Genomic DNA, 18,963 nt, shown 5'->3' with positions numbered 1-18,963 from the left:
GACTCGCCATCCGCTTACGGGGCCGTGATCACTCGCCCTAAAGCAGCTCCAGCCCAAAGCCGCTCCGCCGACCGCTGGATACTCTGCACGCATGCATTCTGGCGACCTGGCCTCAGCGCGGGGCCACCGTGATCCGCTCCTGAGCACACTGGCAGAGGCCATGGCGCATCTCGTGGCAGCAGTGGACACCAGTACGGATGAGGAAGCCTCGCCGGACGCGGCGTCCCGATGGATGGAGTATCCGGCGTACCTCTTCGACCGCCTCGGCGCGGAAGATCGGCACCGACTCGCAGACCTGTTCCTCGAAGGGGCCCTGAAAGAGCCGGAAGGGCCATGGCGCGATGCCCTGCTGGCTGTGCCAGATGGGTTCGGCCTTGATGAGGACGAGGGCTGAGCCGCAGCCGCTGTACAGCACGGAAGTACAGCAACCCCCGCGCCTGGGGCCGACCACTGCCAGCCCCAAGCAACCAGCTGACGTGTACGGCAGACCCCAGCGAACGCCGCGCCCATAGTTCGCATCGAGAGGGCCGGGGGTTCAAATCCCTTCAGGTCCACTGCCCGGCGAAGATCCCGTCGGTCATCACGACCGGTCGGGACCAGGCCCCGGGCGAGACCCGGCTTGACGAAGACAGCCGGGCGGCCCCGGCGGACGGCCGAGGCGGGACGGCGCATGGGCGCACGACGAGCAGCAATTCGGCACGGCGGCCGGACGCAAGCCCAAGCCGCCGGGACAGGGCACAGCAGGCCGGCACAGCGCGGCGGCGGCACCGCGGCCAGGGCGCGGCGCGGGCACCACGGCCGGTGTGCGGGGCGCCGGCGGGCATGGCGCCAGCGCCGTGTTGCCGGGCAACGACAGGACGGCAGGCACAGGAAGTACGGCGGCGGGCAGCGCGGGCGGGGGCGAGACCCGCGCGAGCCCGGCCAGCGGCCCGGCGCGCGGCCGGGAGGCCGGTGCAGAAGCGCGGCCCGCAAGTCCGGTCCGATGCGCAGAGGGCCGGACAGTGGACGGCGCAGGTGGTGGCCGCCGGACCTACCGAGGGCGACCGGAAGGAAGCGGGACGGCGTCGCGGCCGGACGGGACGGCGCGGGCGGCCGGACGGGCGGAGGCGGGCGGCGAGCCGCGGCGCGGGCAGCAGCGGCTCGGCACAGCCGAGGACCGAGAGCTGCTGGGCGGCGGCGACAAGCGGCACGGGCGCGCGGCGGCGGGTACGGGCGAACGGTGGCGACCGGAACCGGCGGGCGCCCGGCCCGGTAACCGATGACCCGACGGCTCACGGCCGACGGACGGCGGCGGGCGGGGCGGCCGGTGGACGGTGGCCGACTGTGCGGGCGCGGCCCGGGGTGACGGCAGCAGGCCACCACGGTCCAGCGCGAGGCGGCCGCCGGGCGCAGCCGCGCGGCGAAGGCAGCCGGCGGCCGGGACGGCCCAGCGACGTCCCAGGGCCGAGGAAAGAGGCAGAAGCGGCCGTGACGGGCGGGTGGCTTCATCCATGGGAGCGCGGACAGCAGATGTTGGCCACTTCGGGAGGCGGCGAAGCCTATCCAAGGATTCGAACGGCACGCGAGTGCCAAGCACGATCGTCGCCACTTCTGCGGCGAGATTCCCTGTCCTCTGCGGGAGGCTGTCAGTCCCCGTTCATAGGATCATGGCATGTCTGATGCATTCACCGTCTTGTGGACCCACGACACGTGCCGTGCACTGCGCAAGGCGGGTCGCGTGGGAGAGCGACCGCCGGTCGCCTTCAGCGGCGTTCACTCCTCCCTGCCCGCGTGGGCGGGTGCTCGTGCTGGGGACGAGGTGTACGCGCTGCATGTCAACCGGCGCGAGGTTTTCGTAGTCAGTCAGCTGCGGGTGATCGATATGGAACGACGCGACTGCTGCGGCGCGGCACCCGCAACCTGGCAGGACCCTGCGTATCCGGGGCACGGTGACTGGTCGATGCTCGGCGCCGGCGGCTGCGGTGCCATGGCGGTGCATGTGGACGCGACGCCCGTACGCTTCGATGTAGCCGTCCCCGGTGAACTGCTGGCGAGGCTCACCTGGCGCAACCGCCGAGGTCAGACCCGCGGCCTGAAGCACGTGGTGGATGGCCGTCTTGAGAGATCGGTCAGCCTCCAGGGGTTCTACCGTCTGACCCCCGAGGCCGCCGGCGAGTTGGCGGAAGTCGTCGGCAGCTCTGCTCCCTGATGCTCAGGGCCGCGAGACATCAGCATGCGGCACGCGTTGCGCCCCCCCTGCCGCAGTGATGTGGAATCAAACGAGGCCGGCTGCGGTGCCTCCCGAAGCGGTGAACATCCGCTGTCCGTTTTCAGGGGTTGGCTCGCTTTCCGTGCTGCGTGCACGCAGAGTGACGGCTGGTGCTCTGATCAGGCTGTGGGAAGCTGCCTTAAAGGCTCACCGACGTCTACCGGCCGTCGACAAGGGGCTGGCGTGAATACAAAGTCCGCGAGACAACCGGGGCGATCGTCGGGGCGGTCACCGGCTCCCTGACCGCCCCGCACACTCTGTTGCTCGGGGAGCCGAAGAGCTTGGGGAGCGCCTTCGGGTCGCGGTCGGGGTCGCGGTGCCACTGGATGAACGCGCGGGCGGCGGGGCGGTGGGCGTCGCAGGCTGGGCAGAGTTCCATCCAGACGTCGGTCATCGGCGGGCCGTGCCAGTGCAGCAGGAGTTCGGTGCCGCAGCGGGAGCAGGGCCGGGCCGGCTGTTCGTCTTCATCCCGCTCGGGGTGAAGACGCGCGAGTTCTTCGTCGGGAACGTTGTCGAGGCTGCCGTCGAGGTTGCCGATGCGGCAGAAGGAGCCGTCGGGGCGTACGACGTAGCGCCGGGTGAACGACATGCGAGTCCCCCTTTCGGGGTGGAGCGTGACGCGATCGGCCACGATCCGCCCGCCTGTCGATCAGGGTCAAGAGGGCTGCACTGCAAGGGGTGGGGCTGGGCTCCTTCGATGAGCCTGTGCGAATTCTCGGTTCGCAGGCGCTGCTCTGCCGCAGGATGGTCATGCAGGGCACGACCGGAGGGCACAGCGCGGCTGAAGTCATCGCCCTGAGTGCCGAGTTGGGGAGGAAAGTAGATGCCTACTGGAGTGGCTGTCGTGTGTGACACCGACGACTGCTTCGCCGTCTACCTGGCGGTGGAGACCGGCGACGACGAAGACGCGCGCTCCGCCTCCGAGGTCTCGCAGCTGGCGCGGGATGCCGCTCAAGGGGACGGGTGGGTGGTCAGCTTCGGTTTCCGGCAGCCGGTGATGACCTGCCCCGGCTGCGCGGACGGCCGGGGGCCAGTGCGTGAACGGGGGGACTGCCGGCGGTGCATGGGCCGCGTCGACTCTGGGTCCAGGTGCGTGTACTGCCTGCGCCAGGTGGAGCCTTCACAGCCCGAGGCGTGACGGCGTCGTCCCACCATCGCTGAACGCCACGACTCCGTACACCGGGCCCGGGGATGCCTGCACTCCCCGCGGCCCGCGGTCTGACCGGACGCGGAACGGATTTCCCTGGCCCGTGGCAGGTAAGCGAGCCAGCGGCTTGTACGTCAGTCGCGTGCTGCATGGGGGGAGGAGGGCGGCGGACGGTGCGGCAGGCCCGCCCTGCGGCTGCCTTGCAGGTCGGGCACTCGACACGGCGCATCCACGAGCGCACGAGATCCATCTCGGCATCGGAGCGGAGGTGACGTCGCCACTCGCCGCCCTACGGGATGCTCTGCGATCCGTTCTCCACGCCCATTGCCCCCTGGGTCCGGTGGTGTGTGCCGTCGTCGGTTACGTGATGACGACCGTACCTACGATGGCGCCCCTCAGCGGTCGATCGAGAGGAACCGTCCGGAGGCTTCGGTGACGGCATCCAGGGAGCCGGACAGGTGACCTCAGTCGTTCTTGAGGACTGTCAGATGCGCCTGGCACGATGCCTGCCATGAGCGCGACACCAGAGCTGACGCAGAGGACCCTGACCGCACGTGGCTTCCGCGGCTTCGTGCCGTTCCGTGAACTGCCCCGCAGCAACGTCCCGACCGGGCACGGAATCTACGTGGTGATCCGCACGGACACCTCGCCCCCGTCGTTCCTCCCCACCAGCCCTGCCGGGCACCTCAAGGGCCGCGACCCGTCCGTGACCGCCGACAAGCTCGGGCGATGCCTGGGTGGACGGAGCAACGGTTGTGTACATCGGCAAGGCCGCGGGTCAGGACGGACTGAATCAGAGGCTTGCCGACTATCGCCGCCACGGCACCGGTCTGCTGGCCGGCCACTGGGGCGGACGCTACATCTGGCAGCTGGCCGACTCGGACACGCTGCTCGTCGCCTGGCAGCCGACGACCGAGGAGGACCCGGGTGAGGCCGAGCAGGACCTGATCGATGAATTCAAAGAACTCCACGGAGGAGCTCTGCCCTTCGCCAACCTCAGAAACAACGCCCGAAAGGCTCCGGAGACAGACGCCAGCATCGGCTAATCGAGGTCCCCCTGTTCCGCCCAGGGGCTCTAAACTTCCGGTTCCCAGAGCTGAGAAGAAGGTCCGTCAGATGGCAGCGCCGGACGGTACGACACCCCGCTCTCAAAGCGGCGATCATCAGCCTTCCGACCCGCCGTCAGAAGACGGAGACGAGCGAAAGCCCCTGCATCGGCGCATCGCCGACGGCCTCGCGCCCGTCGGCAAAGCGGGTCTGATCTTGCTCGGCCTCGTGGCCACTGTGGCAGTCAGCCGCGCCCTCACCCCTTCCAACACCGCGGCCACCAAGACCGAGGAGGAAGACACCGACCCGCCCAACCGCTGGTGGACCCACCATGCAGGCGGCTACTACGAGTGCGGTCACCAGGGGTGTAGGAAGAAGGTGGACCCCACGATCATGACTCACGACTGCTGCGGCCGCTGCCGGGCTGGCAGGAACTGCCTGAGCGCCGCTCAACGCGACTATGACGGCCCCGGAGGTTTCGCTCACAACTACTTCGAGGTGCAAGTGCGCCCCGGCGTCTGCGACGTCTGCGACGAACCGCCCGAAGCACACCTGTGGGTGTTCGACTTCCATCACGGCGATCGCTATGTGCGGACGTGACCGGGCCAGTTGTGGAGTCCGAGCAAGCCGCGCAGGGCCGCTACCGCCGGAAGGTTGGCACTCCGAACGCCACGGCGTCGGGCATCGACGGCACCCCGTAGCAACGGCCGTCAGGCGCCTGCCTTGCACGCATCCCGCACGGCGTCACGAATGTCGAGGACTATGGCGCCGTCGATGGTCTCGATGCTCCCCTTGCCGAAGCGGACCCACAGCGGGAAGGCGCCGGCGTCGCGGGCGAAGACGAGCTTCTCGGCGCTAGCCGGGTTGGGCGCGGAGTCGATCTCGATTACGAAGTTCGGCCCGCCGGGCACCCAGACCACCACGTCCGCCCGGCCGTAGCGGCCCTTGCCGTCCGGGACCACGGGCAGCCGCAGTTCCCTGTAGGCACGGGCGAACGGGGCGAGCGGGGTGTCGCGCACCAGCTCGTCCTTGAAGGAGAGCGCGACCCGGGTCAGGACCCGGGTGACCTCAGCGGTGGCGGGTGGCTCGTGCCCCTTGGCGCGGTCGGCGGCGACGGCCTCGGCGGCGCGCTGCGACCAGTCCGCGAGGACCTCTCCCAGGAGCCAGGCCATGTTCTGCAGGGTTTCCTTGTCTACGCTCTGGGCTGAGCGTCCGGTGAGCCGGTGGAGCCAGCCCTCTGCCCAGTGCGCCTGGTCCAGGAGCCGCAGTACCCCGCCGTTGGCCGCCGCGTGCCCGGCTTCCTCCTTCGTCGGCAGCAGGTGGGCGGCCATCTCGGTGACATGAGCCAGGACCTCGCCTGTTCGGCCTTCCTTGCCCATCTGCTCCTCGGCGGCGATGGCGCCCTGGAGGTGCTTGGACGCCCACCACCGCCATTCGGTGACCAGCGGTGCCGGAACGTCGGCGGGTACGGGGACGGCGTCCAGCAGTTTGCCCGCGCGGCCGGCGGCGGCCTTCGCGGCGGTGGACAGCTCCTTCTTCAGGCGCTTCTCGTTGGCCTGCCACCACTCCTGATGGCACTTCCAGCAGCGTCCCCGCTTTTTCGCCGCGGCCTCCGGGGTGACCATCGCGGTGTGCCCGCAGTCCGGATACGAGTAGGACACCTTGTAGCCGACGCACTCACGGCAGGCCGCGACGTCGCCGCCCTTCCACTTCGGCAGCGCCGTCCGGTTGGAGATGTTCTCCTCCCACTCGTGCCCGGCCGAGCACCGCCACCACACCGCGACCTGCATCTTCGGCGTCGCCTTTGCCGGAGTCAGCCCCCCGTTGCGCTCCTGCAACCACATTGCGGCGACCTGCGGATACGCCTCGGCCAGCGACACACCCAACGAACGCGCCACGGCGTCCCCCTCCTTGGTCTGCGGGCAGCTCTCCCGGTCCAACCCAGCCTCTTCAACGATCGGGCAGGCCGACGGAGACGCGTGACCGCTGATTACAGCCCGGCTCCGGGATCGTCCGTGCCTGCGGTCCGCGAGGAGCGGTGGCCCTTCTCGTCGAGCTGGGCGAGCAGCCCTCGATCACCCAGGTCGTCGTCCGGATGACCGTCGAGGGCTACGTGGACACCGAGATAGCGGACGCGCTGGACATCACCCATGCGGCGGTCCGGATGCGCAAGACCCGCTTCCGCGGGGTCCTGTACGAGTCGGCCCGCGAGCGGCGTATTTGGATCCCCGACCAGCTCCACACCAAGGCTGGCGCCCGCCACGGTAAGCAGCGGGTGCCGCGTGACCGTGCAACTGCTCGTGGTTCTGATGCTCGTGCTGGGCATGTGCATCCTCTTCTCCGCACTCGCCGGCCTCATCGGGTTCGGAATCGCCCGCCTGGTCAAGGCCCCGGTGAACCGGGCGATCGCTGGGGCAGCATCGCGGCCTTCAGCGTCATGACGCTGTGCATCGCCGTGCCGGCGATCGTCGTGCCGCTGATGAGGTGACCGTCCGACACGTGCGTGAGCGCGGACGGGCTGCACGGCCGGACTGTGCAGCCCGTCGTCGCCGGGCACCGGGACAGAGGCGGAGCCTGCCGGTCACGGACAGGCTGGTACCTGGCGCAGAAGGTCTGGGCAGGCATCGGCGGCAGGTTGCAGCCGGCCAGGTCGGGCAGTTCGCCAATTCCCCTGCGTTGCAAGCCTGGACGGATGTACATTCCTGCCCATCGCCGCCGCCGAGGGCGGCCTGCTGCGCAGCCGGTGGAGACCGCGGTCTCCACTGACAAGGTCCAAGTACGCCGCCCGCACCTCACGGGGCGGGTACCTGGATCCGCCTCCAGGCCACCGAAGCGAAGCCGGGTCAGCCCAGCGACGGACCGCGGTCCTCACCGGGGTGGGCACGGGTGCGTAGCGCTCCGATGGCGCTCTGCTCGCGTACGCCGATCACCGGCCGCGAGCCCGTCACGCGCCGGCCCACCAGATTGAGGCCACGTGAGCACCATCGAACCCCCCGACGACCTCCCCGACATCCAGGTCATCGACATCCGCTCCGGCGACCGCTCCACGCCGTTCGAGCACCGCGTCGTACCGGTCAGCCAGACCGCCAAGGCGATCAAGGCCCTCGGAAAGGACCGGCCTGGCGTCCAGCTCACCGACGACGCCATTCTCCGGATCGCGTATAGCGCGGTCGAGCCGGACCTCCTCGCCGATCTCCGCCCGGAGCTCGCCGTGTCGAGACCGGCTGGCTGACCGTCATCAACTACCGTGCCCACACCCTGATGTTGTCCCCCGCGGTCGAGAATGACCGGCTCCTCGACGAGGCCCACTACGCGGCCGACCCGGACACCGTTGCCCAGCAGCAGGTCCTGTCCATGCCCGCCGCACACGAGACCGACGCTGCCCTCGTCTACACCGACCCCATGGACGCCCTCCTCGACGCCGTCGACCGGGCATCCAAGAAGGTGAAGGAGCAAAACAAGCAGGAAGTCGGCCGGCGCATCGTGGAGCGGGCTCTGACGGCCGTCCCTGTCGTCTTCCTGGACCCCGAGCGCTACCCCGCCGGGGACCTGGGTCTTGTCGACGGCAACAGCCGCTGGGCGTCCTGCACCGCCCACGTCCCGGCCCCGACCGGCCTGATCGGCCCGGCCAAGGGCAAGGAGCGCCCCTCGCTGCTCCCGTCGCACCTCATGAGCCTCCCCCTCACCGACCGGCGCAGCCTCGTCCGGGAGGTCATCAAGAAGGCCTACCGCGACATCAAGGCCGCCACCGGCACTAACAAGGCCGCCCGCGCTAAGCGCGACCAGGCCGCTGCGCTCCTCAACGCCATGACCGTCCCCGTGGAGGTCGTCATCGGCTACACCGACGACGACCCGGACATGGGCATGCAGCGCTTCCCCGCCGCGGTCCGTTCGCTGCTGATGCGCATGAACATCGGGGTGAAGGTGTTCGCGGACGCCTCGAAGCACAGCATCACGGCCGAGGAGACCGTCACCGCCCTGTTCGACGAGGGCGAGCTCGGCGAAAACGCCCAGGCCGTCAAGGACGTCCTCCTCGGCCGCGTCGACATCACCGACCCCATGAAGACCCTCGGTCTCAGTGCCCTCCGCGACCTTCGGTTCGCGTTCATCGCCCAGCAGCTCACCCGCAAGGAGCCCAAGCTGAACGCGATCACGGCCACCAAGCTGGACAAGCGCAGCCTCCAGCTCGCCGGCCGCAGCGGCCTGGTCACCGAGCTCGGCCTGCGCTCGTACTCCACCTCCCTCGGAGAGGGCATCAAGCCGGTGCGCACCGCGCTGGAGAGCGGCTGCCTGTGGAAGGACCTCGTCGACCACGAGTGGGACGTCGACAACGTCGACAACGACCAGGCCGTGGACGACCTTCTCCAGCGCGCCGACAACGGCGACATCCCCGCCAAGCTGCTCCTCGGCGTGCTCGCCATGGTCGCCCTCGTCACCAGCGGGAACCTCCTCGCCCCCGGCGGCTCCGCCGAGCAGATCGTCAACCACACGGTCATGCGCACCGGCGTCGGCACGGTCGTCAAGGCCGTCCTCGAAAGGGAGGAAGGACCACAGGTCCTCGCCGACGCGATCAAGCGGATCCGGGGCGGTCTGAGCCCGCGCTGGTGGGCCGACGGACGTCTGGTCGAGCCCGATGGCTGGAAGGGCAGCGACTTCAACGCTCACCTGCGTCTCGCCGCCCTCCACGGGTTCAACCCCGAAGGCGAGACCAGCGGGCTCTCCAGCACCGCACGCGAGGAGAAGGCCCTCACGAACTTCCAGGCGTCCCTCACCGAGGCCACCAACCACCTCGACGACCTGGTCAAGCTGCGCAAGGAGAACGGCACCACCGACCAGCTCTCCTGGACGGCCATCGAAGCTTCCGTCAAGCAGCTCCGTCGTATGAGCAGGATCCTCGACCGCATCTCCGAGGAGGAGCCGCTCGGATGACCGACACCGTCTGGACCGGCCTCGTCACCATCACCGACACCCGGTACGCCATGCTCGCCCAGCTCGCCGGCCAGTGGCTCGCCGAGGAACGGCCCGAACCGGTCCCCATCGGCCAGAACTCCGGGTACGAGGACAAGGCCATCTACGTCGTGGCCAACCAGGAGGGCCTCGCCTGCTACTGCGGAAGAACCGCTCCGCGCCGGATGCTTACCCAGGGAGCCGCCGCAACCAGGCTCCACCAGCACGCCAGCCGAACCACGTCGAAGAAGGAGGAGTGGGCCGAGTACTGGGTGATTCCGCTGAGCAGCGCCACCCCTGACCACGTCGTCTCCGACCTGGAGAGAACCGTGGCCGCCCGCCTCGGCATCCCCCTCGTGCACCGGGCGCGCATCCCACGCCGGCGCACCTGACCTGCGGCCGACGCCCGAAGCACAACTGGGCCCCGCACCCTCCCCCGGTGCGGGGCCCACGCGCTGCCCAGGTGAAGCCGAACTCGTGACACGGCTGCTCTCCGGGCGCACCCGCCGGCGGGTGCCGACTCCGGTCAGGCCGACCTAGTCATCGCCCCCGCACCGCAGCCCGGTCGGGCCTGTGATCAGGGTGTGTCGCCGGAGTAATAAAGCGGCAGCTCACAACCGGGCCCAGCGTGCGGGGTTCGCCGGGGCGCGGGTCGTACAAGACGCGGCCGCCGGGCCACCATCCGAGTTCGGTGACAGGGCGACACCGTCGTCGACTTCCTCGGTCCGCCACCCGTGGATGTCCAGCAGCAGGCCGTCCAGCGGCCCGCCGACCAGTTCGGCGTAGGTCCGGTGTGGGAGCGGGCCAGGGTGGGGGTCGTCGTGCTCCGCGCCATAGACCCGGCCGTTCAGCACGGTGCCCAGCTGCCGCCCGTCGGCTGCCACGCGGAAGGTGTCACCGATGCTCGACACGGCGAGCGTCACCGTCCCGGAGCAGCCGCAGTCGAAAACCTCGGAGGTGGCCGGCTCATCGCCCTCGCCGTCCCATATCTACACCTTCACCCGTCCGTCAGCGGTCACTCCGACGCGGAGTGAGGGCCGCTCCTGGCGCCACTCGTCGTAGATGACCGGTACCCGTCCGTACAGCCGCAGCCATGAGTCGCCGTCATCGTCACCCACACCGGACATGCGCACGGTGACGGTGAAGTCGCCATCGGACTCAAGATGCGGGCCGGCCAGGTTCAGCGGGGGGTTGGGCTGACCGCCGGAGGAGTCCTGCTCCACGATGCGCCGATCCAATGCGCTGATCCGCAGGATGTCGTTCCGCGCGGTGGTGCCCGGCATCTGCGTCCAGTCGTTGTTCCGCAGCAGGTCTTCGTCGTTTCCGCCGCGCGCGCCTTCGCCCTGCCCCGTACACCCGGCCGCCACCGCCATGACGAGCACCACGGCGGTCAGTCGCTGCCACGTCCCCCCACCAAGGTCCACGGTCCCCTCCCGCTCTCTTGTCCGAGACGGGATCAACGTCTCGAAACCGGGCCACAGTTCATCACACATGAGGTACGGCGGCTTGTGCGTCAGGTCTCAGCTCGGTGGCGGAGCGGGCCCGGATCGTTGCGGCCTGCGCGGAAGGACACGTGTGTGCCGGCGGACTTCAGGGTATCCACGGAGACGGTACGCAAGTAGCGCTCACGGTTCGCTGACCGGCGGACACGGCGAGGCGAAACCGACGTGAAGGACGCCGCAGTGATCGCGGACGCCGCCCGGACGATGCCGCACACCTTGCGCTCGCTGGAACTGACCGACGAGATCACCGCCGAGCTGACCGTGCTGGTGGGCTTCGATCAGGACCTGGCAGCCGAGGCCACCCGGACCTCCAACCGGATACGCGGGGCCTCCTCACTCAGTTCCACCCCTCGCTGGAACGCGTCCTTGGCCCACGCCTGGACCACTGCGCGGTGACCTGGCTGCTGGGACGCTCATCGGGCGCTGTTCTCAGCGGCCGTCCGCACCCGGGGTTCGCCGGCCTGCTCGCAGACGGTCAGGTCACATGCCGAGAAGGAGCAGCACGGCCGCGGACAGGAGCACGCCGATCACGGCTCCCGGCGCTCCTTGCGTGACGTTGACCGCCTGCACGAGGAAGTAGAGCCCGGTGGTGACCGTCAAGGTGATGCGCAGGACGCCGCGCCCGGGCTGGAGGAGGAAGACGTGCGCGGCGCTGGCCAGGGCGGGCAGGAGCGTCAGGATCCGGTATCAGACGGGGCCCGGGTAATGGCCGACCGCGAGGCCCGTCACGGCTGTGACGACGACGCACAGCATGACCGTGCCCGGGCGCTTGCTGTGCGGCTTCCGCGGGGCGGGGGGACCGGACTCCACGGCGGCAGCCGCGATCTTGGACTGGGCAGAGGAACTCCGCCGACGGTGACGGCAAGGAGCTGTCCGCGGGGCCGCATGGACATCGGTGGCCTGGTGGCCGCGCCGCCCGGACATCGTGGGCAGCACCTACTCGAGCCGTGAGACGGCGGCCACCGACTCCTTCGCGCTGGTGACCGGACGCGTGCAGCCCACCTCCGGCGGCTTGGTGGCCTGGTCCCGCGCGTGCAGGACGTCACCCACGAAGAGGTCGTAGACCAGGACACCGATCACGCCGCCGACGAGCGGGGCGATGATGGGGACCCAGAAGTAGTTGCTGAAGGCGCCTGGAAGCGAGCCGGGCAGCGCCAGCTGCCCCCAGCCCATCGCCCACGCGAACACGCGCGGACCCAGGTCACGGGCAGGGTTGATGGCATAACCTGCGTTCGCGCCGTACGACGAACCGATGGCCGCGACCGCCAGTCCGATCACGAGTGGGCCCATGAAGACCCGTACGGCCGGGTTGCGCAGGTCGATGACCGCCATGATGAACATGAGCATGAATGCTGTGCCGACCGCCTGGTCCAGGAACGGCCCCCAGACGCCGCCGTGGAAGTACGGAGCGGGGAACGTGCCGAAGATCGAGAACGTGTTGAGGCTGTGCCCGCTCGTCTTCGGCCCCTTCAACGCCTGCTCCAGGGCGCTGATCGCGTCGTGGTACACCGCGTACACCAGTGCCGCCCCGGCGAAGGCGCCGATGAGCTGGGCCGCCATGAACGGAAGGACCTTCGCCCAGGGAAATCGGCGCCGTACGGCGAAGGCAAGGGTGACCGCTGGGTTGAGATGGGCGCCGCTGACACCACCGGCCACATAAATGCCGAAGGTCACGGCCAGCCCCCACCCGAGTACAGGCGTGACCCAGTCCCCGACCCCGACGAAGTTCGTCGTGGCACCCGCGGTACGGCCCGAGCCCGGCAGAGCCGCGACCGCCGTGGCCGCGACACCCAGGCCGAAGGAGATGAGGACGAACATCCCCAGGAACTCCGCAAGGCACTCGCCGAGGAGCCCCTCTCGGTACCTGAGCCGGGAAGGGCGCAGCAAGGGCGCAATCTCAACCGTCATCGTCACTCCTATGATCTGACCTGTCGGACTGGTGGCGTCGCGTTCCCTCGCCGAGGCCGTGCCGTCGACCGGGGGAGGGCGAAGCCGGGCGGGCCGGCGCGCGGGGACCGGCTGTCACGGGGACGGGAGGGCCCCGCCGTCGTGGACCGGCCCGGCGGCGCCGTGTGGTCGCGGCGGCAGCCCCGTCTAGCCCTCGTCCGAGCCGGGGCGGTACTGAAAGCGCGTCACCCAGTGCGGCAGGTCGCGCTCGACCTCGCTGCGCTGCTGGAGTCCTGCTTCGAACAGGTGCCTGGCGACATGCTGCTGGGCCGGACGGCTCACCGAGGCCCAGAAGGCGTCCATCTGGTCCTTGAACTCGGCGTCAGGCCGCAGAGTGGCGATATTGACGAAGTGTTTGATGTCTTTGATTGTCTGCAGGTCGAAGGAGGCGATGCGGGAGGCGAGTTCGTCGACGAATCCGTCGAGTTCGGCGTCGGGGAGCGACCGGTTGACGTAGCCGTACTGCTCGGCGCGCACGCCGTCGAGATCGAGGCCGCCGAAGAGCATCTCGAAGGTCCGGCCGCGCCCGACCAAGCCGGGCAGGCGCGTGGCGGGTCCGCCCCCCGCGATGGCACTCATGCCGATTTCGAACTGACCGATGACGGCCTTCTCTCGGCTGGCGAAGCGCATATCGGTGGCGAGCAGGAACTCGCTGCCGGCGCCCCGTGCGATGCCTCTGATGGAGGAGATGGTCGCCAGGGGGAGTTTGGTGAGGCGGGTGAGGAGCGCCGTATAGGGATGGACCTCCTCCGGATGCGCCAGGACGTGCTCCAGTTCGTCTTTCGCGGAGAGGTCGTAGTGGGCGATGTAGAACTCGGGATCAGCGCTGTCGAAGAGGATGACCTTGACGGCGGCCTCCTCGGCGCGCGTGAACACCTCGTCCAGTTCTCGGGTCATAGTCCCGTCGACGAGATTGACCGGAGGGTTGTCGAACGTCACCCGCCAGTAGGTGGGGGAGTGCTCGGTCAGGGTGAGACGTGTGGGGGAACTCATGCGCCGCACGCTAGCTCCGAACGGCCGTCGGCAGTCAGGCTTGCTCTGGCGAGCCGGTGAGATTCACCTGTTGTCGCGCCGCGATAGAACCGCGAACAGCAAGCTGTACGGCTGACCGGGGGAACCGGCAGCGTGACGAGACGGCGAAGCCCCCGGCGGGCCGGCGGCACGGAGACCGATACGCGGACTTCGGCCACTGGCAAGGCGGTGGCCGTGACAGACGGCGGACACCCCTGACCACTGGAGAAATGGGGCGGCCGGGCTGTCAGACCCATCCCTACCCGTTGCGTCAGCCGCCTGTGCCAGCAAGCCGGCCGCACCGCTGCGGCCGCGCGCCTCCCGGTTGCCCCCGCCCGGCCGCGCCGGCGCCGTGCTTCCCGCCGCCCGTGTCAGACGGAGGCGGTGACGTGGGAGCGCACGCGTCGCGGATCAGCTGCCGCAGTGGTACGTGATGCGGGTCACGGGAACAGGGTGCTGTCCGGAGACAGGTCAGTACGTGGGTCACCGAGCGACGCACCCCGCGGCGGGGCTTCGTGCTGGTGACGGAACCCGACACCTGAGAAGGGGAACACCCGTGCGCACTCGTTCTGTCATCCTGGCCATCACCGAGCAGCGGATTCCGCCGTGGATCCTGTTCGTGAGCGCGGCGGTCGTGCTCGCGGGAGTGGCGGTCGTCGCGACCGTTCTGGCGGCGCGACGCCGACGCTGAGGTCGTGCAGCCGCCGTTCCCCGTCCGGGGGCGGCGGCTTCGTGATACCGGCTACGCGCGTCGGCGGTTGCACCGTGCTCAGTTCAGCCGCTCTCCCGTCCTTCCCCCCCGTCGAGCGGGACACGGCCCGGTCCGGATGGGGAGTCCGGGACCGGGCCGTGTCGGCGGACCGGATGCCGTGCGTCCTACTTGTCGGTGTCGGCGGGTGCCAGGCCCAGTCGGTCGGTGACGCCTCTGTCCAGGATCGCGCTGATGCCGGTGAGTTGGCCGGCTTTGCCGGCTGGGGTGTTCTTGACGAGATAGCTGCGTTCGCCCAGGTAGGTGTGTGTCGTTGTGTCGAAGATGTATTCCGTGCGTTCGCCGAGGGACTCGAAGGCCAGGGCTTCGCCGTGTCGTCCGGCCGCGTCCACGGCGTCGTGAACGACGGCGACGCCGGGGATCTTGGCTGCGGCGAGCCAGATCGCCGCCTCGTTCCTCGGGGGGACGATGGCTTCGTCGATGGTGTCGCCGATCCAGTCGAAGGCCGCGGCGTCCCGGCTGGGGGCTCTTCCGGCGGTGACGGTGTAGATCGTTTCGAGGAGGGTGTCGGGGTCGGTCGGCAGCGCGGCCGTCTGGGCATAGGTCGCATTGCCGGCGCCGGGGGTCGTCGCGGCGCCGCCGTCGACGCGGGCTTGGCCGGTGCCTGCGAGCCGTTCGTCCTTGCCCGCCTCCCGGATGAGTCCGGCGCGGGCGGGGTCCTGCGGCAGCCAGACTTCGCGTTCGTGCACGGCGTCCATGTGCGTGGGGCCGTTCATGGTGCGCTGAGCGGTCTGACGGCTGAAGCCCACCTTGCTCCTGATGTACACGTACTGGTCGGAGCGCACGGTGAGGGGGTGGCTCTCGCGCGTGGCGTCAGCGACTTCCCGCATCAGCTCGGTCGTGCCCTCGGCGGATGCGGGCTGTACTTTCACCACCGGGGAAAGGGCCGTGTACGGCGCGGAGGGGGAGGCCGGGCCGCCGATGTTCGTCAGCACGACTGCTGCTGCGGCGGTCACGGTCACGGGTACGGCCACCAGGCCCCACCGTGCACGGCGGCGGGGGGCCACGGCGGCCGGGGCCGGTTCGGCCCGGGAGATCTCACGCATCAGCTGTTCCTCGAGGAGTGCCATGCGGGCGGGGGAGAGACCGCGCGTCGCGGCAGCCGGGAACTGATTGCCCATCAGCTGGTGTTCGGGCTCGGCGCCTTGTTGCCGGTATGCGTTCATCGGAGCGTCTCCTGTATCGTCCGGACCGCGGAATCGCGGTCGCCCTGTATCTGTTCGCTGTCAGGGCGTGGTTCCTGGGGATTTCCGAGCTTCTTCAATTCCTCCGCGGTGAGCTTCTGTAGCCGTTTGCGGGCGCGGGCCAGTCGGGAGCGGACCGTGCCGACGGGGACGCCCAGGGCGTCGGCGGCCTCGCCGTAGGTGAGGCCGGACCACACGCAGAGCTGGAAGACGTCACGTTCGCCTCCGCGCAGCCGCGTCACCGCCGTCTTCACGGCGGCGAGCCGGCGGCGGTCGTCGACACGTTCGACGGTCTCGTCGGAGAAGTCACGGACGACGTCCGGTGCGGGGAGGCGGCCCATGGCTCGACTGTGGCGGCGCACGGCCCGACGCCGGTTGTGCAGCACGTTCGTCGCTATGCCGTACACCCAGGGACGTACCGGGTCATCCCCTGGCTCGAGCCGCTCCCGCAGCCGCCACACTTCGAGGAACGTCAGTGAGACGACTTCCTCCGCCGCCGACCAGTCGTCCGAGACACGCAGGGCATGACGGTGTATCGCTTGGGCGAACTCCTGGAACAACTCCCGGAACGCCTCCGGGTCACCCGCCCGAAGCCTGGTTCTCAAAGATGCCTTCACACCATGACCTGTTCCGGGGAGGTGGCAGGGTTCCCGTGAGCCGCGTCACATGTGAACGGGCGGGCGACCGGCGGCGGTGCACATGTCCGCCGTGCCCCACAGCCGGGCCGGCCTGTGCCGGGGCGAACATGTCTCCGTGTGACGGGGCGTCGGCCGGTGACTGCGCTCAGCGCCAGCCGAGTTCCGGCGCCACGTGGGTGAGGATGCTCTCCAGCACATGAACGTTGTAGTCGACTCCGAGCTGGTTCGGGACGGTCAGGAGCAGGGTGTCCGCAGCCTGGATCGCCTCGTCGTCCCGCAGCAGCTTCACCAGTCTGTCGGGCTCCGCGGCGTAGGACCGCCCGAAGACGGACTGGGTGACGTTGTCGTGCGTGCCGACGTGGTCGCGGGAGTTGCGGTCGTGGCCGAAGTAGGCGCGGTCGAGGTCGCTGGTCAGGGCGAAGATGCTGCGGGCGACCGAGACCCGCGGCGTTCGGGTGTGGCCCGCCTTGCGGTACGCCTCGCGATACGCCTCGATCTGCTTGCGCTGCTGCACGTGCAGTGGTTCGCCCGTCTCGTCCTCCTTCAGCGTCGAACTCTGCAGGTTCAGCCCCAGCTCGGCGGCCCAGACGGCGGTCGCGTTCGACGCGGAGCCCCACCAGATCCGGTCGCGCAGTCCCTCGGAGTGCGGTTCTAGGCGCAGCAGTCCGGGCGGGTTGGGGAACATCGGCCGCGGGTTGGGCCGGGCGAAACCCTCGCCGTCGAGGACCTTGAGGAAGGCCATGGTGTGGTGGCGGGCCATGTCGGCGTCGGTCTCGCCCGGCGCGGGGTTGTAGCCGAAGTAGCGCCAACCGTCGATCACCTGCTCCGGTGAGCCGCGGCTGATGCCCAGCTGCAGCCGGCCACCCGAGATGAGGTCGGCGGCGCCCGCGTCCTCGGCCATGTAGAGCGGGTTCTCGTAGCGCATGTCGATCACGCCGGTGCCGATCTCGATCTTCGAGGTCCGCGCACCGATCGCCGCGAGCAACGGGAACGGGCTGGCTGCCTGCCGGGCGAAGTGGTGCACTCGGAAGTACGCGCCGTCCACGCCGATCTCCTCGGCGGCGACGGCCAGGTCGATGGACTGGAGCAGGACGTCCGAGGCCGACCGGGTAAGGGAGTGCTCGTTGGGCGACCAGTGGCCGAAGGAGAGAAATCCGATCTTCTTCACAGTGTGTCCAGCTGTCGAGGGTGTGTGTGTTCTGCCGGAACGGGCCCGTCGCCGCCCGCGCGACCGGCCGGCCGGTCGCGCGGGCGGCGCGGTGCGCACGACGCGGGCGGCAGGGACGGACCGGGGCGGGCACGGGACCACCGGCCCCGCGGTCGGCGCCTCCGGCAGGCCGGCCCCGGCACGCCTGGCGGAGCCCACCCGCACCCTGCCCGCTCCCCCGTCCCCGGCACAGGCAGCGGTGCCCGTGCCGGGCCGGTGCGTCCGGTGTCAGCTGGGCTGGGCGGTGGGCATGATGAAGACCTGCGGGAGGTTGACCCGCAGCGGGAGGGAGGCGATGAAGCCGACGGTCTGCGCGATGTCGATCGACTGGAGCCAGTCGATGGTGTCCTTGGAGCCTTCCAGCCATTCGCGGGCGCCGGTGTCGGTGACGTGGTCCTGGAGTTCGGTGCCCACGATGCCGGGCTCGATCGCGCTGACCCGTACCTTCTTCGGGCCCAGCTCGATGCGCAGGTGCTTGGACAGGTGGGAGACGAACGCCTTGGTGCCGGCGTAGACGGCGAAGGTCGGGTAGAGGTTCTGCGCGGCGCTGGAGGAGGTGTTGATCAGGTCGGCGACACCGCGCTCCTGGGCGGCCCGCACCAGCTGCGGGGTGAACGCGCCGATGACGTTCATCAGCCCGGAGACGTTCAGGTCGATCTGGCGCTGCCACTGGTCGGCGCGCAGTTCCTCGACGGGCGCGGGCAGCATGACGCCGGCGTTGTTGAACAGCAGGTCCGCGCCGCCCAGCTCGGCCTGGACACGGTCGGCGGCGGCCTGCACGGCGGCGGCATCGGTCACGTCGACGGTGATGGCCACGGCGGTGCCGCCGTTCTTGCCGATGCGCGCGACCAGGTCGTCCAGCCGCTCGGCGCGCCGGGCGAGCACCGCGACCTTGGCGCCCTGTGCCGCCAGGTGCTCGGCCGTTGCCTCGCCGATGCCGCTGGACGCGCCGGTGATGACGGCCACCCGGCCGTCCAGGGGCCTGACAGAGGCCGTGGCAGAGGTCTCGGTGGTCATGGAGTGACACCTTTCGAAAGGTGAGTCGTACGGGGATGGGGCCTGGGACGTCCGTCTCGCGGGCCCTGTCTTCAAGCAGACCACCGCGGGACCGACCTGGACGGCTCGGGAGGTGGCCCTGACAGAACAGGTACTGGCAGGGCCACCCAGCGTGGGGCGAGCAGTGTTGGGGCAGGTGAGACTGGGTGTATGGACCGCAGCAGTGAGATCGCCGCCTTTTTGCGCACCCGTCGCGCGCGGGTGAGCCCCGAGTCGGCGGGACTGCCCGCCGACGGGCGCGTCCGGCGCGTGCCCGGCCT

18 protein-coding genes and 3 pseudogenes are annotated in these 18,963 nt (G+C 69.8%); 11 read left to right on the top strand and 10 right to left on the bottom strand.

What is annotated here, in order from left to right:
• Positions 1–160 precede the first annotated feature (160 nt).
• Positions 161–394: a hypothetical protein gene (locus AB0947_RS37925; RefSeq protein ID WP_366754938.1), complete on the top strand. Its 234-nt coding sequence runs from the start codon at positions 161–163 to the stop codon at positions 392–394.
• A gap of 1,257 nt (positions 395–1,651) precedes the next feature.
• Complete coding sequence (locus AB0947_RS37920; RefSeq protein WP_366754937.1) at positions 1,652–2,188, top strand: hypothetical protein; 537 nt, start codon at positions 1,652–1,654, stop codon at positions 2,186–2,188.
• Positions 2,189–2,405: 217 nt separating this feature from the next.
• On the opposite strand, the gene AB0947_RS37915 is transcribed toward AB0947_RS37920, so the two are convergent.
• Positions 2,406–2,837, bottom strand: coding sequence for a DUF6300 family protein (locus AB0947_RS37915; RefSeq protein ID WP_366754936.1), 432 nt, complete (start codon positions 2,835–2,837; stop codon positions 2,406–2,408).
• Positions 2,838–4,150: 1,313 nt separating this feature from the next.
• Between AB0947_RS37915 and AB0947_RS37910 the strand changes: the two genes are divergently transcribed.
• Both AB0947_RS37910 and AB0947_RS37905 read left to right on the top strand, forming a co-directional pair.
• Complete coding sequence (locus tag AB0947_RS37910) at positions 4,151–4,441, top strand: hypothetical protein (protein ID WP_366754935.1); 291 nt, start codon at positions 4,151–4,153, stop codon at positions 4,439–4,441.
• Between the two features lie 70 nt (positions 4,442–4,511).
• Positions 4,512–5,042 carry a hypothetical protein gene (locus AB0947_RS37905; protein ID WP_366754934.1) on the top strand — a complete coding sequence of 177 codons (531 nt, stop codon included), beginning with the start codon at positions 4,512–4,514 and terminating at the stop codon, positions 5,040–5,042.
• A 110-nt stretch (positions 5,043–5,152) separates the two neighbouring features.
• On the opposite strand, the gene AB0947_RS37900 is transcribed toward AB0947_RS37905, so the two are convergent.
• Positions 5,153–6,340, bottom strand: a complete 1,188-nt coding sequence (locus AB0947_RS37900; RefSeq protein ID WP_366754933.1) for a zinc-ribbon domain-containing protein — start codon at positions 6,338–6,340, stop codon at positions 5,153–5,155.
• 140 nt (positions 6,341–6,480) lie between these two features.
• Between AB0947_RS37900 and AB0947_RS37895 the strand changes: the two genes are divergently transcribed.
• The 4 genes from AB0947_RS37895 (at position 6,481) to AB0947_RS37880 (ending at position 9,781) form a co-directional block, all read left to right on the top strand.
• Entirely contained in the window at positions 6,481–6,930 is a 450-nt protein-coding gene (locus AB0947_RS37895) for a hypothetical protein (RefSeq protein WP_366754932.1), read from the top strand.
• Positions 6,931–7,416: 486 nt separating this feature from the next.
• Positions 7,417–7,674: a hypothetical protein gene (locus AB0947_RS37890; protein WP_366754931.1), complete on the top strand. Its 258-nt coding sequence runs from the start codon at positions 7,417–7,419 to the stop codon at positions 7,672–7,674.
• 29 nt (positions 7,675–7,703) lie between these two features.
• The gene (locus AB0947_RS37885; RefSeq protein WP_366754930.1) at positions 7,704–9,371 is read left to right on the top strand and encodes a hypothetical protein; all 1,668 of its coding nucleotides are present in this window, start codon (positions 7,704–7,706) and stop codon (positions 9,369–9,371) included.
• A complete protein-coding gene (locus tag AB0947_RS37880) occupies positions 9,368–9,781 on the top strand; it encodes a hypothetical protein (protein ID WP_366754929.1) in 414 nt (137 codons plus the stop codon). Before AB0947_RS37885 ends, AB0947_RS37880 begins: the two co-directional genes overlap by 4 nt.
• Before the next feature lie 185 nt (positions 9,782–9,966).
• Here AB0947_RS37880 and AB0947_RS37875 read toward each other — a convergent pair.
• A pseudogene (locus AB0947_RS37875) lies at positions 9,967–10,252 on the bottom strand (hypothetical protein).
• Positions 10,253–10,378: 126 nt separating this feature from the next.
• Positions 10,379–10,774 (bottom strand): hypothetical protein, encoded by a 396-nt coding sequence (locus AB0947_RS37870; protein WP_366754928.1) that lies wholly within the window; start codon positions 10,772–10,774, stop codon positions 10,379–10,381.
• Positions 10,775–11,047: 273 nt separating this feature from the next.
• Between AB0947_RS37870 and AB0947_RS37865 the strand changes: the two are divergent.
• Positions 11,048–11,298 (top strand): annotated as a pseudogene (locus AB0947_RS37865) (transposase); the annotation flags it as partial.
• A gap of 529 nt (positions 11,299–11,827) precedes the next feature.
• Here AB0947_RS37865 and AB0947_RS37860 read toward each other — a convergent pair.
• Complete coding sequence (locus tag AB0947_RS37860; RefSeq protein ID WP_366754927.1) at positions 11,828–12,799, bottom strand: MIP family channel protein; 972 nt, start codon at positions 12,797–12,799, stop codon at positions 11,828–11,830.
• Between the two features lie 186 nt (positions 12,800–12,985).
• Positions 12,986–13,831 carry an enoyl-CoA hydratase/isomerase family protein gene (locus tag AB0947_RS37855; RefSeq protein ID WP_366754926.1) on the bottom strand — a complete coding sequence of 282 codons (846 nt, stop codon included), beginning with the start codon at positions 13,829–13,831 and terminating at the stop codon, positions 12,986–12,988.
• Between the two features lie 574 nt (positions 13,832–14,405).
• On the opposite strand from AB0947_RS37855, the gene AB0947_RS37850 reads away from it, so the two are divergent.
• Positions 14,406–14,540, top strand: coding sequence for a hypothetical protein (locus AB0947_RS37850; RefSeq protein WP_366754925.1), 135 nt, complete (start codon positions 14,406–14,408; stop codon positions 14,538–14,540).
• Between the two features lie 185 nt (positions 14,541–14,725).
• Here AB0947_RS37850 and AB0947_RS37845 read toward each other — a convergent pair whose 3' ends face one another.
• From AB0947_RS37845 to AB0947_RS37830, 4 genes are all read right to left on the bottom strand, one after another.
• Positions 14,726–15,784 (bottom strand): CU044_5270 family protein, encoded by a 1,059-nt coding sequence (locus tag AB0947_RS37845; RefSeq protein WP_366754924.1) that lies wholly within the window; start codon positions 15,782–15,784, stop codon positions 14,726–14,728.
• Positions 15,781–16,407, bottom strand: coding sequence for an RNA polymerase sigma factor (locus AB0947_RS37840; protein WP_366754923.1), 627 nt, complete (start codon positions 16,405–16,407; stop codon positions 15,781–15,783). The genes AB0947_RS37845 and AB0947_RS37840 overlap by 4 nt, the downstream gene beginning before the upstream one ends.
• Before the next feature lie 178 nt (positions 16,408–16,585).
• The gene (locus AB0947_RS37835) at positions 16,586–17,608 is read right to left on the bottom strand and encodes an LLM class flavin-dependent oxidoreductase (RefSeq protein ID WP_366754922.1); all 1,023 of its coding nucleotides are present in this window, start codon (positions 17,606–17,608) and stop codon (positions 16,586–16,588) included.
• A gap of 267 nt (positions 17,609–17,875) precedes the next feature.
• Positions 17,876–18,664 (bottom strand): SDR family oxidoreductase, encoded by a 789-nt coding sequence (locus AB0947_RS37830; RefSeq protein ID WP_366754921.1) that lies wholly within the window; start codon positions 18,662–18,664, stop codon positions 17,876–17,878.
• 189 nt (positions 18,665–18,853) lie between these two features.
• Between AB0947_RS37830 and AB0947_RS37825 the strand changes: the two are divergent.
• Positions 18,854–18,963, top strand: a pseudogene (locus tag AB0947_RS37825) (transcriptional regulator); the annotation flags it as partial.

It is taken from the genome of Streptomyces sp. NPDC047841, assembly GCF_040704085.1.
GTDB classification, from domain to species: Bacteria; Actinomycetota; Actinomycetes; order Streptomycetales; family Streptomycetaceae; genus Streptomyces; species Streptomyces argyrophylli.
Note: the sequence above shows the minus strand (reverse complement) of the source record. Positions and strands in the feature narration are given on the sequence as shown.

Bases quoted from the DNA above. Each gene is read 5' to 3' on its own strand.
- AB0947_RS37925 (WP_366754938.1), top strand. From the start codon at position 161: ATGGCGCATCTCGTGGCAGCAGTGGACACCAGTACGGATGAGGAAGCC.
- AB0947_RS37920 (WP_366754937.1), top strand. From the start codon at position 1,652: ATGTCTGATGCATTCACCGTCTTGTGGACCCACGACACGTGCCGTGCA.
- AB0947_RS37915 (WP_366754936.1), bottom strand. From the start codon at position 2,837: ATGTCGTTCACCCGGCGCTACGTCGTACGCCCCGACGGCTCCTTCTGC.
- AB0947_RS37905 (WP_366754934.1), top strand. From the start codon at position 4,512: ATGGCAGCGCCGGACGGTACGACACCCCGCTCTCAAAGCGGCGATCAT.
- AB0947_RS37885 (WP_366754930.1), top strand. From the start codon at position 7,704: ATGTTGTCCCCCGCGGTCGAGAATGACCGGCTCCTCGACGAGGCCCAC.
- AB0947_RS37880 (WP_366754929.1), top strand. From the start codon at position 9,368: ATGACCGACACCGTCTGGACCGGCCTCGTCACCATCACCGACACCCGG.
- AB0947_RS37860 (WP_366754927.1), bottom strand. From the start codon at position 12,799: ATGACGGTTGAGATTGCGCCCTTGCTGCGCCCTTCCCGGCTCAGGTAC.
- AB0947_RS37855 (WP_366754926.1), bottom strand. From the start codon at position 13,831: ATGAGTTCCCCCACACGTCTCACCCTGACCGAGCACTCCCCCACCTAC.
- AB0947_RS37845 (WP_366754924.1), bottom strand. From the start codon at position 15,784: ATGAACGCATACCGGCAACAAGGCGCCGAGCCCGAACACCAGCTGATG.
- AB0947_RS37830 (WP_366754921.1), bottom strand. From the start codon at position 18,664: ATGACCACCGAGACCTCTGCCACGGCCTCTGTCAGGCCCCTGGACGGC.